Origin of the sequence: Corynebacterium sp. ACRPE (assembly GCF_022347435.1) — a bacterium.
GTDB lineage: Bacteria > Actinomycetota > Actinomycetes > Mycobacteriales > Mycobacteriaceae > Corynebacterium > Corynebacterium tuberculostearicum_D.
Map to the genome: position 1 here is coordinate 57,458 of NZ_JAKRNA010000007.1, position 13,290 is coordinate 70,747.

12 protein-coding genes are annotated in these 13,290 nt (G+C 63.1%); 7 read left to right on the forward strand and 5 right to left on the reverse strand.

Going from position 1 to position 13,290, the window contains the following annotated elements; genetic code table 11:
• The first annotated feature begins 54 nt into the window (after nt 1–54).
• The 3 genes from MHY13_RS05275 to dapF are packed head-to-tail and all read left to right on the forward strand — an operon-like array spanning nt 55 to nt 2,416.
• The gene (locus MHY13_RS05275) at nt 55–654 is read left to right on the forward strand and encodes a hypothetical protein (RefSeq protein WP_239228331.1); all 600 of its coding nucleotides are present in this window, start codon (nt 55–57) and stop codon (nt 652–654) included.
• Nucleotides 642–1,550, forward strand: a complete 909-nt coding sequence (gene miaA, locus MHY13_RS05280) for a tRNA (adenosine(37)-N6)-dimethylallyltransferase MiaA (protein WP_239281832.1) — start codon at nt 642–644, stop codon at nt 1,548–1,550. The genes MHY13_RS05275 and miaA overlap by 13 nt, the downstream gene beginning before the upstream one ends.
• Before the next feature lie 5 nt (nt 1,551–1,555).
• A complete protein-coding gene (gene dapF, locus MHY13_RS05285; protein ID WP_239281866.1) occupies nt 1,556–2,416 on the forward strand; it encodes a diaminopimelate epimerase in 861 nt (286 codons plus the stop codon).
• Nucleotides 2,417–2,455: 39 nt separating this feature from the next.
• On the opposite strand, the gene MHY13_RS05290 is transcribed toward dapF, so the two are convergent.
• Nucleotides 2,456–2,992: a hypothetical protein gene (locus tag MHY13_RS05290; protein ID WP_239228328.1), complete on the reverse strand. Its 537-nt coding sequence runs from the start codon at nt 2,990–2,992 to the stop codon at nt 2,456–2,458.
• Between the two features lie 111 nt (nt 2,993–3,103).
• Complete coding sequence (locus MHY13_RS05295) at nt 3,104–3,901, reverse strand: hypothetical protein (protein ID WP_239281868.1); 798 nt, start codon at nt 3,899–3,901, stop codon at nt 3,104–3,106.
• A 75-nt stretch (nt 3,902–3,976) separates the two neighbouring features.
• Between MHY13_RS05295 and hflX the strand changes: the two genes are divergently transcribed.
• The 3 genes from hflX (at nt 3,977) to MHY13_RS05310 (ending at nt 7,903) form a co-directional block, all read left to right on the forward strand.
• Nucleotides 3,977–5,470, forward strand: coding sequence for a GTPase HflX (hflX, locus tag MHY13_RS05300; protein ID WP_239281896.1), 1,494 nt, complete (start codon nt 3,977–3,979; stop codon nt 5,468–5,470).
• A gap of 31 nt (nt 5,471–5,501) precedes the next feature.
• Nucleotides 5,502–6,782 carry a uracil-xanthine permease family protein gene (locus MHY13_RS05305; protein WP_040425259.1) on the forward strand — a complete coding sequence of 427 codons (1,281 nt, stop codon included), beginning with the start codon at nt 5,502–5,504 and terminating at the stop codon, nt 6,780–6,782.
• A 131-nt stretch (nt 6,783–6,913) separates the two neighbouring features.
• Nucleotides 6,914–7,903, forward strand: a complete 990-nt coding sequence (locus MHY13_RS05310) for an HNH endonuclease signature motif containing protein (RefSeq protein WP_239281898.1) — start codon at nt 6,914–6,916, stop codon at nt 7,901–7,903.
• A gap of 68 nt (nt 7,904–7,971) precedes the next feature.
• On the opposite strand, the gene MHY13_RS05315 is transcribed toward MHY13_RS05310, so the two are convergent.
• From MHY13_RS05315 to MHY13_RS05325, 3 genes are read right to left on the reverse strand one after another with little or no spacing between them, the layout of a single operon-like run.
• Complete coding sequence (locus tag MHY13_RS05315) at nt 7,972–8,241, reverse strand: HPr family phosphocarrier protein (RefSeq protein ID WP_005325102.1); 270 nt, start codon at nt 8,239–8,241, stop codon at nt 7,972–7,974.
• Between the two features lie 53 nt (nt 8,242–8,294).
• A complete protein-coding gene (locus MHY13_RS05320; protein ID WP_239281916.1) occupies nt 8,295–10,421 on the reverse strand; it encodes a fructose-specific PTS transporter subunit EIIC in 2,127 nt (708 codons plus the stop codon).
• Between the two features lie 13 nt (nt 10,422–10,434).
• On the reverse strand, nt 10,435–11,400 hold the full coding sequence (locus MHY13_RS05325; protein ID WP_239281918.1) for a 1-phosphofructokinase family hexose kinase: 966 nt from the start codon (nt 11,398–11,400) through the stop codon (nt 10,435–10,437).
• Between the two features lie 197 nt (nt 11,401–11,597).
• Between MHY13_RS05325 and ptsP the strand changes: the two genes are divergently transcribed.
• Nucleotides 11,598–13,286 carry a phosphoenolpyruvate--protein phosphotransferase gene (gene ptsP, locus MHY13_RS05330; RefSeq protein ID WP_239281920.1) on the forward strand — a complete coding sequence of 563 codons (1,689 nt, stop codon included), beginning with the start codon at nt 11,598–11,600 and terminating at the stop codon, nt 13,284–13,286.
• The last annotated feature ends 4 nt before the right edge of the window (nt 13,287–13,290 follow it).

Genomic DNA, 13,290 nt, shown 5'->3' on the forward strand with positions numbered 1-13,290 from the left:
CGTGCCCAGATTCTATTTAATTACCTCCACTTGGGTAGATAGTATGGAGGAATAATGTTCAATCTCATGGTAATGCCAGCCTCACCCGCGCTGGCCGTGGAGCTTTCCTCCAATGACGCCGCCTCCCGCGCACTGCTTGCCGCTGCCCGCACCCTTGCGGTGGAAGCTGCGGCCGCCGGCATAACGCAGGTAGATATCGTCGGCAGCCAGGACAAGCGCTGGTACACCGCCCACACCGGCAGCTTAAAGGCGTGGGGTGCGGCCACGAACCTAGGCGGCGGCAATTATCTACCCGAGATTATGGCCCGTTACGTGCTGCACAGCGTGCCGCAGCTTAACGCCCGCGCTAGCCGGGAGCACATTGGCCAGCCGGATCCGGCGGCGCTGACCATCGTCGTGGCAGATGGCAGCGCGGGCCTGACCGAACGCGCCCCCTTAGCGCTCGTTCCCGGTGCCCAGGAAGCGCACGAGTGGTGCGAGGAGGTGCTGATGGGGGCGTCGGCAAGCAAGGCAGGCGAGTGGCTTTCCCAGCGCGGTGTGGTAGAGCCCGCACTGTGGGAGGAGTTAGCAGGACTACAGCCAAAGAAGGCGCAATTGCTGGCCACCGACGCCACCTTGGGCGTCGGCCGCTACGTTGCAGGATGGGAGGTCTAATGCGCCCCATTGCAGTGTTTGGACCCACCGCCTCCGGCAAATCTGCGCTGGGGTTGGCGCTGGCGCAGGAGCTATACGGCGAGGTGGTCAACGTCGATTCCATGCAGCTCTACCGCGGCATGGACATTGGCACCGCCAAGCTCACCCCTGCCGAGCGCGAAGGAATCCCGCACCACCAGCTCGATGTGTGGGACGTGGCCGAAACCGCCTCTGTGGCGCGCTACCAGCGCGATGCCATCGCGGACGTGGAAGGCATCATGGCCCGCGGCAAGACGCCAATCTTGGTCGGCGGCTCCATGCTTTATGCCCAAGCGCTTGTCGACGACTGGCAGTTCCCACCCACCGACCCCGCCGTCCGCGCCAAGTATGAGGCCCGGCGCGTAGAAATCGGGACCGATGCCCTACACGAGGAGCTGGCGCAGGTGGATCCGGCCGCGGCCGCCATCATTGAAGATAAGGACCCACGGCGCACCGTGCGCGCCTTGGAAGTCATCGAATTGACCGGCAAGCCCTATAAAGCCAGCCAACCGCCGAAGGACGCCCCGCCGCGGTGGGGCACCCGTTTGCTCGGCCTGCGCACTACCGCAGACTGGCTTAATCCGCGCATCGAGCTGCGTACCCGCCAGATGTTTGAGCGCGGGCTCATCGAGGAAGTCGAGCGCCTCCAAGCCCAGGGCTTGGTGGCCGATTCCACGGCCGGGCGTGCCATAGGCTATGCGCAGGTATTCCAAGCCCAGCGCGGCGAACTTACGTGGAATGAGGCCGTCGAGCGCACAATTACCGGGACACGGCGCTACGTGCGCCGCCAACGTTCCTGGTTCAACCGCGATAAGCGGATCGTGTGGCTGGATGCCGCGGGCGATACGACCGCCCAGGCGCTGCGCGCGCTAGGGTAGGGAGCATGAAATTTGCCAAGGGTCATGGAACTGAGAACGACTTTGTCATCGTCGAAGACCACGCGGCCGCCACGCCGCTTGCCCCCGAGCGCGTAGCGGCGCTGTGCGATCGCCGCGCCGGTATCGGCGGCGATGGTGTGCTGCGCGTCGTGCGCGCCGAGGCGTTGCTCGCGGCCGGGGAAATCGAGGCGCTGGCCGAGGGCATCGCGCCCCATGACTGGTTCATGGACTATCGCAACGCCGACGGCTCCGTGGCCGAAATGTGCGGCAACGGCACCCGAGTTTTCGCCCACTGGCTGCGCTCGCGCGGCCTCGTCGAAGAAGACGAGTTCACCATCGGCACCCGCGCCGGCGCCAAGCGCGTGACGGTGCACTCGTGCGATGAGCACGCGGCCGAGATCACCGTGGAGATGGGACCGGCCGAAGTAACGGGTGTATCCACCGCGTCTATGGCTGGGGAGAGCTACGCCGGTTTAGGCGTCGACATGGGCAACCCGCACCTCGCGGCCGTGGTGCCGGGGCTGGACGCCGAGGGACTTGCGGCCAAGACTTTCGAGCAGCCAGTCATCGATGAAGCCTTCTTCCCGGACGGCGTGAATGTTGAGGTCGTGACCCCGCTGCGCGATGGCCACGTGCACATGCGCGTCTTTGAGCGCGGGGTAGGAGAGACCCGCTCTTGCGGCACCGGCACCGTGGCGGCCGCGACCGCCGCGCTTGCCGACGCCGCCGTTGACCACACCACCACCCCTCACGGCACCGTGCACGTACACGTCCCCGGCGGCGAAGTGACAGTGGACATCTACGAGGGTGGCTCGCGCCTGACCGGCCCGTCCGCCATCGTCGCCACCGGCGAGACCTCCCTTTAGACCGCGTCGGGCCCGACGCGCGCGGTGCGCGGTGAGCGCTTAGGCGCTGCGCCCTTCGCCTTCCTCTTCCTCGAACGCTTGCTCTTCGAGGGCTTGGCGGCGCAAGGCGCGATTTTTTACTTCGTTCTTTTCATACTTCGGCCCGAGCGCAAAGGCGGCGCGGCGGGCCGATAGCCAGGTTTCCTTGAGCTCGCGGGCTCGTTCATCGGTCACCTTGAGCAAGGACTCCAGCTCGTTGGTGCTGACCTCTTCCGCGTTGACGCGCAGGTTCAACCGGCGCAGGAATCGCCGAGCGCCCGAGATCTCATAATGGAATGCTTCGATGGTGGGGTCGGAGCAATCCAGATCTAAAAGCGCCGGCCGGTAGAGCGTGCGGTCCGCGATCTTCTCGGCCGCCTCGGAGGACCGGAAGTCTTCGTACTCCGCCAAGACGTCCTCAATATCTTCGGCCGAGAGCCGAATAGAGCTGCGCAGCGCCGCCTGCTCCGAGGCGTCCGGCCGGGTGTGGAGCATAAGCAGCGCCGCCGCGATAAGTAGTGCCGCGATGAAAACCCCGGGAAGTTTTAGGGTTGCCACAACCGCCACTGATCCCACCAGGATCAGCGCGAGAACCAGCACGCGCCGGTTTCTCGCATTTTCCGGGAAGGGCATCCACACAGCTATTTCACCAGACCTTTGCGTCAGTTCTTAGTGGCCTCCGCAGCCGCAGCCACCAGAGCCGCAACCGCAGCCAGCGCCGTCGCCGCAGCCACCGCTGGGCATTTCAATAGAAGCCGTCAGCAGGGCGGTGCCGGCCACGATAGAGTCCTTAGCAGGCAGCTCGTCGCTACCCGCAGGCAGGCAGAGATCGAAGGGGAAGAGGCCATCCATGACGAGGTGGGCGAATTTCTCGCCGGTTAGCTCATTGGTACGCCACTCGGATTCCATGACGCGGGCCGCGAAGGTAGCGGCTGGGGTAGGAACCTCCGCGCCAGAGCCGGAGGAAATAACCTTCGCGCCTGCGGACTCAAAGAGCGCCGGGAACTCGCCCTCGGCCGCCTCATAGGCAGCGGCAGACTCGTAGGTGCGGACATCAAGGCCCATGGCGGTGAGGGAGATTTGCTGCCATTGCTGCAAGGGTTCGTCGGCAAGCAAAGGCCCCTGCGCCAAGTTCGCGGTGGCCTGGGCGATGGTGGTTCCGAAAGGATCGATAATTTCCAGCAGCGCGAGAACATCGTTGACCATCTCCACGTGGGCGAACCCCTGCGTCACGGCATTGAAGCCAATGAAAGTAGCAAAAGGCTCTACCGCGAGAATATTGAGCTGCGCGCCCGATGGATCGGTGAACTGAATCAGCTGACCACCGCGTACCTCACCGGTAACGGCTAGGCGGTCGCTAGCGATGGCGGCCTCGACGGCATCCTGCCAACGCTCGAAATTGAGGCCAATGGCCTGCATCTCGGTATTCTGCTTCACCCCAGTGTCCTTAACGTTCATGCCCGCCATTGTATCGCCTAGTAAGCCCAGCCCAGAATCCGCAATTCCCGCTTTCGGCCGCAACGTGCCAAAATAAAAGGTAGTATGACCGAATTTTCCCAGCACAATAACGACGATCTCCTCGCCCGCGCGTTCCGCGATAACGACGCCCCGGCCGCACCAGAGGCAACGCCCACCACCGGTGACCTTGACCTGGCAGAGCGTAACGCCTTCCGCCGCGTTACCCGTGAGACCACCATCCGCGCCGAAGACACCACCGATGGCTATGAGGTGGAGTACCGTAAGCTGCGCCTCGAGCGCGTCATTCTGGTTGGCGTGTGGACCGAAGGCACCGTGGCCGAAGTCGAAGCCACCATGGACGAGCTCGCGGCGCTGACCGAGACCGCCGGCGCCGAAGTAGTGGAGATGATCTATCAAAAGCGCGATAAGCCAGACTCCGGCACCTTCATTGGCTCCGGCAAGGTCAAGGAATTGCGCGACATCGTCGAGGCCACCGGTGCGGATACCGTGGTGTGCGATGGCGAGCTCAACCCCGGCCAGCTCACCGCTCTCGAGCGCGCGCTTAACACCAAGGTCATTGACCGCACGATGCTCATCCTTGACATCTTTGCCCAGCACGCCAAGTCCAAAGAGGGCAAGGCGCAGGTTTCCTTGGCGCAGCTGGAATACCTCTACACCCATACCCGTGGTTGGGGCGGCAACCTTTCGCGCCAGGCGGGCGGCCGCGCTGGTTCCAACGGCGGCGTCGGCCTGCGTGGCCCCGGTGAGACCAAGATTGAGACCGACCGTCGGCGCATCCGCACGGAGATGGCCCGCCTGCGCAGGGAGCTGCGCGCTATGAAGACCGCCCGTGAGGTTAAGCGTTCCAAGCGCCAGCGCTCAACCATCGCGCAGATAGCCATTGCCGGCTACACCAATGCCGGAAAGTCCTCGCTCATTAACGCCATGACCGGCGCCGGCGTGCTGGTGGAGGACGCACTCTTTGCCACGTTGGACCCCACGACTCGCCGTGCCACGCTTGCCGACGGCCGCCAGGTCGTCTTCACCGATACCGTCGGCTTTGTCCGCCACTTGCCCACGCAGCTAGTCGAGGCCTTCAAATCCACCCTGGAAGAGGTGCTGGCCGCCGATATTATGTTGCACGTGGTCGATGGTTCTGACCCCTTCCCGCTCAAGCAGATTGAGGCCGTCAACCAGGTCATCTATGACATTGTCGCGGAAACCGGGGAACAGGCACCGCCCGAGATTATTGTGATTAATAAGATCGACCAGGCCGACCCGCTAGTGCTCGCCGAGCTGCGCCACGTACTCGACCATGAGGATGTTGTCTACGTATCCGCGCGCACGGGCGAGGGAATCGACGAGCTGACCGCGCGCGTGGAGCTTTTCCTCAACTCCCGCGATAGCCACGTCAAGCTGCAGGTTCCCTTCACCCGCGGCGATGTGGTCGCCCGCGTTCACGCCGAGGGCACGGTGCGCCACGAGGAGTACACGGCCGAAGGCACGCTTGTCGACGTCCGCCTTCCCGCACCCACCGCCCGCGAACTCGCCGAATTCATCGTGGAGGAAGTTTCCTAAAACCACCCCGGGTGATCCATAATTAAGGCTCGTGAGCTTAAAAGGTTGGACCGTCCACGGAGACGGTAAAAGGATTGCACCGGGCGCGGTCGTGGCGCCGGAAGAACGACTCAGCTGGGGCCGAACCATCGGCATCGGAATGCAGCACGTGGTGGCCATGTTCGGCGCCACGCTTTTGGTTCCCACCCTGACCGGATTCCCCGTCAATACGACGCTGCTCTTTTCCGGTCTCGGAACCATTTTGTTCCTGCTTATCACGCGCAACCGGCTGCCGTCTTACCTCGGTTCCTCGTTCGCGTTCATTGCGCCACTTTCGGCGTCGCAGCAGTACGGCATCGCCGCGCAGGCCGGCTCCATTTTGGTCACCGGCCTCGTCTTGGCCGCGGTGGGTGTGGCAGTCAAGATCGCCGGCCGCCGCGTCCTAGACGCCGTCATGCCGCCGGCCGTCACCGGTGCCATCGTGGCACTTATCGGCCTGAACCTAGCACCCAATGCGGCCGAGAACTTCGCCTCCCAGCCGCTCGTGGCCGCCGTGACGCTGCTCGTCATCCTGCTGGCCACCGTCGCCGGCCGCGGCATGGTCTCGCGCCTATCCATTCTGCTCGGCGTGGTCGTCGGCTGGGTCTTCGCTGCGCTGACCGGCAACCTCGGCGATGACGCCGTCGCGGCCATCGATGCCGCCCCGTGGGTGGGCCTGCCGGAATTCCACGCGCCTTCTTTCAACGTCTCCGCCATTGCCGTGGCGCTTCCCGTGCTGGTGGTGCTTATCGCGGAAAACGTCGGCCACGTCAAAGCCGTCTCTGAGATGACCAAGCGCGATCTCGATGACCTGGCCGGTGACGCGCTGATCGCCGATGGCCTCGCGTCCACCCTTGCCGGTGGCTTTGGCGGCTCCGGTACCACGACCTACGCCGAAAATATCGGCGTGATGGCCGCAACCCGTGTATATTCCACCGCCGCCTATTGGGTAGCAGCCTTTACCGCCATCCTTTTGGCCTTCGTGCCGAAGTTTGGTGCGCTGATTTTCACCATCCCGACCGGCGTTCTGGGCGGCGCCTGCATCGTGCTGTATGGACTCATCGGCATGCTGGGTGTGCGCATCTGGATGGATAATAAGGTTAATTTCAATAACCCGGTCAACCTGACTGCGGCCGCAGTGGCGCTTATCGCGGGCATCGGCAACCTGACCCTCACCGTGGGCGGGGTCTCTCTCGAGGGCATCGCGTGGGGCTCGGTAGGCATCATTGTGGCCTATCCGATAATGAAGAAGCTCTACGATTCCGTCGGCGAGGGGCACGGCGCCAAGTATTAATTTTCCACCTGTGGATAACTGCCCGTCGCGCGACCGCGGCGGGCAGTGTTGTTGACGGGCCAACGCGGGTTATCCACAGCGAGCCGATATGCGGCTCGCGAAGGCGTGCGGGGGCTATTTTACTTAGCGGCATGACCGCATTGAACGCATACTTAAACGCAGTGAACGCCGGCATGGACGTTGTCGCCGCCGTTCAAGAGCTGAGCGATCGCGAGCTCATCGCGCGGGGCGCCTCCGACATCGCCGCGCGCGACCTGTTGCGTCTATGCGATACCTATTTCGGCCGGTGCGGCTTTGCTGCCAAACAGCGAGCGGCGCGGCAGACTAGGCATTCCCTCGACGTGCTACTTCTGATTGAAAAATACGCCTTGCGCTTGTCGACGCAGCGCGATGCCTGGACCCTACGCACCGAACTGTGTGCCTTTCGCGGCAGCGCCACCGCCTTGGAAAAGCGTGCCCGCGCTTTGGTACGCGAGCTGCGACCGCGCCGCGCGCCCGAAAAGGGAGTGCGCATCACCCGCCGCTCCGGCGGCCCATGGTCACTGACCATTACCGGGGATTCGGCCGATGTGGCGGATATGCACGCTGCATTGGATGCCAATAAGCCCCTGGAATCTGCCAAAGACCTCTTCTTTGGCAAGGCGGATGCGACGCGGGCGACGGTGACGACGCAGGTGGTTCTCACACTCGACGAGCTCGACCGCGTAGTAGACGGAGAGGGCGAGGAAATCACCCTCCAACTCACCAATGGCGCTCGAATCACCGGAGCGGAGCTTGTCGCGCGGACACTGAGCGACCACGGCTATGTCACGCTCGTCCATCCCCACGAGGGGCCGGTCAACCTCTACCGGACCTCGCGCGTGGCCAACGACAAGCAGCGGCTCATGGCGGCTGCGGTCAACCCGGTATGCCCATGGGAGAGCTGTAACTATCCTGCCGACAAGTGCCAGATTCACCACCTCAAAGCCTGGAAGCATGGCGGCGAGACCAACGCTGCGAACCTTGCGACCTGCTGTCCCTATCACAACGGCGTTAATGATGATGACCCCAACGCCCCGCCGCGACGAGGCCGGCTAGCCCGGGTGCGTGGGCAGGTGACGTGGGTGCCACCGTGGGGATAGGTGGCGTCGGCAAGCGAAAGGCTCCCCACCGCAAGGGTGGGGAGCCTAGAGCCGAACCGTTTTAGGACTTAGGAAGCGTCTAGGTCCTTCTCGATGAGAGCAGCAATCTTTTCCACTGCTTCTTCGTTTTCGGAGGTGACGGTAACCTCATCGCCCTGTTCTGCGCCAAGAGCCATGATCATCAGGGAAGAGGCCGCATCGGTCTCATCCTCATCATCATCGCCGACCAGGTTGAGGAAGATATCCTCATCGAACTCGCCGGCAGCGTCCGCGATAATAGATGCAGGACGTGCGTGCAGGCCTACAGAGGAGCCAACCTTTACAGTCTTGGAAGCCATGAAAATATCCTTTCTTACGGGGATTTTTAGAATCCAGTGTACGAGTGTTTGGTTTATGCTGCCACGTTCTGGGCGGCTTCTTCGGCGGCCCTGTTAGGCCAGAACTGCTTCATCGCCAGCACCGCCGCAGTGGAGACAACCACGCCGGCCGCGATGGCCACGAGGTAGCCCCAGAACGGGTCGATGGCGAAGAAGACGAAGACGCCGCCGTGCGGGGCACGGGAACCGACCGACAAGGCCATCGAAATCGCGCCCGTCACCGCGCCGCCGGCCATCATCGAAGGGATGACGCGGAACGGGTCGGCCGCCGCAAACGGGATGGCGCCCTCCGAGACGAAGGACAGACCCAGCAGCCAGGCAGACTTGCCGTTCTCCTGCTCGGCCGGGGTAAACAGCGACTTGCGGATAAACGTAGCCAGCGACAGCGCAATTGGTGCGACCATGCCGGACGCCATGACGGCGGCCATGATCTGCATGGAGGATTCGTCGCCGGTAGACAGCCCGGCCGTCGCGAAAAGGTAGGCCGCCTTATTGACTGGGCCGCCCAAGTCGAAGCACATCATCAGGCCAAGAATGATGCCCAGCAATACAGCCGAAGAACCGGACATGGACGACAGCCAATTTTGCAGGCCCTCCATGAGGTTTGCCAGCGGTACGCCGAGTGCCAGGTACATGGCAAGACCGACAACCAACGAGGTCAGCAGCGGGATAATGACAACCGGCATGAGGGAGCCTAGCCAGCGCGGTACCTTCCAGTTGCCAATCCACATCGCGATGAAGCCTGCCAGCAGACCGGTAACCAGACCACCGATGAAGCCAGCGCCCAAGGTGACCGCGATCGCGCCGCCCGCGAAGCCTGGGGCGATGCCCGGACGGCCGGCGAGCGCGTAGGCGATGTAGCCCGACAGCGCGGCGACGATAAAGCCCATTGCTGCTTGGCCTATAGCGAAGAGAACTGCGCCAAGGTAGAGCAGCAGGCCGGAGCGCTCGAAGTGCATGAGTTCGCCGTCAATGGTCACGTCGTGGCCGGGGAGGTTGCCGAGCGAAAAGTCCGTCGATAGTGCCTGCCAGCCGTTGGCCATATCGGCACCGCCGAAAAGGAAGCCGAGGGCAAGCAGCAGGCCGCCGGCCGCGACGAACGGGACCATATAGGACACGCCGGTCATAATTGCCTGTTGGATGCGCTTGCCCCAACCGAGCGACTGACCTTCTTCTTCCGCATCGGCGCGGGTAGCAGTGCCAGAGACCTTGTGGGCGTGCGGGTTGTGAGCGGCAGCGACGGCCTTGTCGAGCATGGTGCCGGGCTCATTGATGGCGCGTTTGACGCCGGATTCGATTACCGGCTTGCCGGCGAAGCGTTCGCGGTCGCGCACGCCGACGTCCGTGGCGAAGATGACCGCATCGGCCGCGTCGATCGTGGATTGGGAGACAGACTCATTATTAGACGAGCCCTGCGTCTCAACGGTCAGAGATACGTCATCGCGCTCGGCCGCGGTTTGGGTGAGGGCGTCGGCCGCCATGTAGGTGTGGGCGATGCCGGTGGGGCAGGCGGTGATGGCCACGATGCGGGTGACATCGGCCGAAGGTTCTGCGTTGGTAGGGGTTGCGGCCGAGGACGCGGTGGCGGAGGAGCCGGCGGTGCCGGCGGCAGCGGCACCGGTTGCGGCAGTGCTGGCAGCAGCGCCCTGGGCGGCCGATTCCTCGGCTGGCTTCTTCTTCGGCTTTTCGGCGTTGACTACGTCCAGCACAAGCCGGACGATTTCTTCCTTGGTGGGGGCGTTGCGCAGGGACTCGAGGAAGTCCTTGCGTACTAGAGCGCGGGCCAACTTGGACAAAATCTTCAAGTGGGCTTTGCCACCGCCGGCCGGAGCAGCGATGAGGAAGACTAGCTGGGCGTCGCCGTCGGGGCCGGAGAAATCCACGCCGCGGCTCAGGCGGGCGAATGCGAGGGTGGGTTCGGTCACTGCCTCGGAGCGGCAGTGCGGGATGGCGACTCCGCCAGGGACGCCGGTACCGGCCTTGGCCTCGCGGTCGATGGCGGGATGTGCCAAACCGGCGATGTCGGTGGCTCGGCCGGTGTCATGGACCAGCGTGGCCAGGTTGGTGATGACGGAGTCAACGCTGTCGCCGAAGTCGGCGTCGAGCGCGACTAGGTCGGTAGTGATAAGGTCGGAAGCCATGTTTAGGCACTCCTTAGGCTAGCGAGTTTACGGGGGTATGTGCGATATCGAGTTCTTCTGGGCGGGGGAATTGGGTGCCTTGTTTGGATGCAGCCGCAGTTCCGTAGGCCACCGACTGCGCGAGGCTATCGGCCGGCGACTTACCGGCGGTGCGGCCAAGAAGGTATCCGGCGAGCGCGGCGTCACCGGCGCCTACGGTGGATTTCACCGTTGCTGGCGGGGGAGTTGCAGCCCAAGCGCCGTCCGCGGTAACCAGCACCGCGCCGGCACCGCCAAGAGTGACGAGTACCTCTGCGATGCCCTGCTTGACGACGTCCCGGGCCGCCCGAACAACCTCCGAGTACTCGCCGCGTGCGGCCTGGTCTTCCAGTTCGCGGCCGTCGGTTCCGGTGAGCTGGCCGAGCTCTAATCCATTGGGCTTAATGAGATCCGGCGCAGCAGAATTGAGGCTTTCGCCAATGGCCTGCATTGGGGCATCAGACGTATCGACGGCAATGCGAGCCTGTGGTGCGGCCGCGCGGACTGCGGAGATGAGGTCGCAATACCAATCGGTGTTAACGCCACGCGGCAGGGAGCCGGCTAGAACCACCCACTCGGAGGCAAGGGCGCGGGCGGTGAGCTCGGAGGTAATGGCGTGGGAGTCGGCGTCGGAAAGCACAGGGCCTGGACCGTTGACCTTGGTGGTAGTGCCATCAGGCTCTGTGATGGTGGTATTGACTCGAACTGTGCCGTCCATGGGGATTGCAGAGGAAGGCAGCCCGGCCGAGTGGATGAGATTCAGGAAAGAATCGGAGTCGTGGGCCGGGAAAAGAGCCAAGGATTGCTCGCCGGCCAAGTGCACGGCATGGGTGACGTTTACACCCTTGCCGCCAGCAACCTGTGTGACCTCGCTGGCGCGGTGGACATCACCGGAGGTCAAAGGCTCGCTGAGGACAAGGGTGGCGTCGATACTGGGATTGGGGGTCAGCGTGAGAATCAAGTGGTCCCTTTCGCAGGTTGTATATTGGGGGCCGAACGCCGCTGGAGAGAAACTTAGGGCATGGCCCGCCCTTAATGTTGATTCTTGTCCGATTGTGTCCGAAAGTCAACAGAATTCCTGTGGTATACATTGCTTTTCTATCCGGTTTGTGGTGTTCTGGAAGTTAATAGACCGCTATCTTCGAAGGAAGTACGCTCATGGAAAACGCGTCTGAGTCCACAATTAAAGGCACCGGAGTCGTTGCTGGAGTCGCCTACGCCGAAGCCGTGTGGGTCCGCCCTCGCCCAGCCTTGCCTACCGAAGGAAGCATCGACCCAGAGCAAGCGAGCGAATCTGAATACGACCGCTTCCTTGCGGCCGTAGATACCGTCGCTGGCCGCTTGGAGCAGCGAGCTGCTGCCGCAGAAGGCCAGGCTGCGGAAGTTCTGACCGCAACGGCCGGCATGGTCAAGGACCGTGGTTGGCATAAGGCGGTGCGCAAGAATATCCGCACCGGCCGGGATGCGGAATTCGCTACTGTCGGCGCCACCGATAAGTTTGTCACCATGTTCGAAGCCGCCGGCGGAGTGATGGCCGAGCGCACTACTGACTTGAAGGACGTGCGAGACCGCGTTATTGCAGAGCTGCGCGGCGAGGACGAGCCGGGCCTGCCACTCGTCGACGGCGAGGCCGTTTTGTTCGCGGATGACTTGGCCCCGGCCGATACCGCGACGCTGGATACCAAGCACATCAAAGCCCTTGTTACCGAACTTGGTGGACCTACCAGCCATACGGCCATCATCGCCCGTCAGTTGGATATTCCATGCATCGTTGCTGTGGGCGCCGCGCTGAGCGATATTGAAAGCGGCACGCTGGTATTCGTCGATGGTGCAGTGGGCGCCGTCACCCTTGGGGCCGACGAAGAGGCTTCCACAAAGGCCGTGGCTGAGTATCGCGAGCGTGCGGCACGCGTTGCCCAGTGGCGCGGCCCGGCTGAAACCAAGGACGGCCACCGCGTGCAGTTGCTTGCCAATGTCGCTGATGGCAACGCCGCCCGCATTGCTTCGGATTCACAGGCAGAGGGTATTGGCCTGTACCGCACGGAACTATCGTTCCTCTCGGCCAGTGAAGAGCCCAGCGTTGACGAGCAGGCAAAGATTTACGGCAAGGTCTTTAATGCCTTTCCTGAATCAAAGGTTGTCGTGCGTACGCTGGATGCGGGATCCGATAAGCCTATTTCTTATGCCACGCTAAGCTCCGAGGAAAACCCAGCATTGGGTGTTCGTGGCCTGCGTATTGCACGCGATAATGAGGCTTTGCTGACCCGCCAGCTGGATGCGATTGCGCAGGCGGCTGCGGCTCGCGATGACAAAGCATCTACCTGGGTGATGGCTCCTATGGTTGCCACCTCTACCGAGGCCCAGTGGTTTGCTAGCCTGTGCCGCGAGCGCGGCCTGACTGCCGGCGCCATGATTGAGGTTCCGGCCGCAGCGCTTATGGCGGATAAAATCATGCCGCACCTTGATTTCGTGTCTATCGGCACTAATGACCTGACTCAGTACACTATGGCTGCGGACCGCCTGTCGCCACAGCTGGCCTACCTGACCGACCCGTGGCAGCCGGCTGTGCTGCGGCTCATTCAGCACACCTGCATCGTGGGCCAGGCCAATAACGTTGCGGTAGGCGTGTGCGGTGAGGCGGCAGCCGACCCGATGTTGGCCTGCGTGCTTACCGGCTTGGGCGTAAATTCGCTATCCGCAGCGTCGACCGCAGTTGCGGGCGTCGGCGCGCAGCTGGCAGAGGTTACCCTGGAACAGTGCCAGCAGCTTTCCGAGGTGGCGCTGGATGCGGAAAGCCCTGACGCTGCCCGTACCGCAGTGGTCGAGCGCATGGAGTCCTTCGCCTAAAGTT

Coding starts and splice junctions, on each gene's coding strand:
- MHY13_RS05275 (WP_239228331.1), top strand. CDS start 55: ATGTTCAATCTCATGGTAATGCCAGCCTCACCCGCGCTGGCCGTGGAG.
- miaA (WP_239281832.1), top strand. CDS start 642: ATGGGAGGTCTAATGCGCCCCATTGCAGTGTTTGGACCCACCGCCTCC.
- dapF (WP_239281866.1), top strand. CDS start 1,556: ATGAAATTTGCCAAGGGTCATGGAACTGAGAACGACTTTGTCATCGTC.
- MHY13_RS05295 (WP_239281868.1), bottom strand. CDS start 3,901: ATGGCGGGCATGAACGTTAAGGACACTGGGGTGAAGCAGAATACCGAG.
- hflX (WP_239281896.1), top strand. CDS start 3,977: ATGACCGAATTTTCCCAGCACAATAACGACGATCTCCTCGCCCGCGCG.
- MHY13_RS05310 (WP_239281898.1), top strand. CDS start 6,914: ATGACCGCATTGAACGCATACTTAAACGCAGTGAACGCCGGCATGGAC.
- MHY13_RS05315 (WP_005325102.1), bottom strand. CDS start 8,241: ATGGCTTCCAAGACTGTAAAGGTTGGCTCCTCTGTAGGCCTGCACGCA.
- MHY13_RS05320 (WP_239281916.1), bottom strand. CDS start 10,421: ATGGCTTCCGACCTTATCACTACCGACCTAGTCGCGCTCGACGCCGAC.
- ptsP (WP_239281920.1), top strand. CDS start 11,598: ATGGAAAACGCGTCTGAGTCCACAATTAAAGGCACCGGAGTCGTTGCT.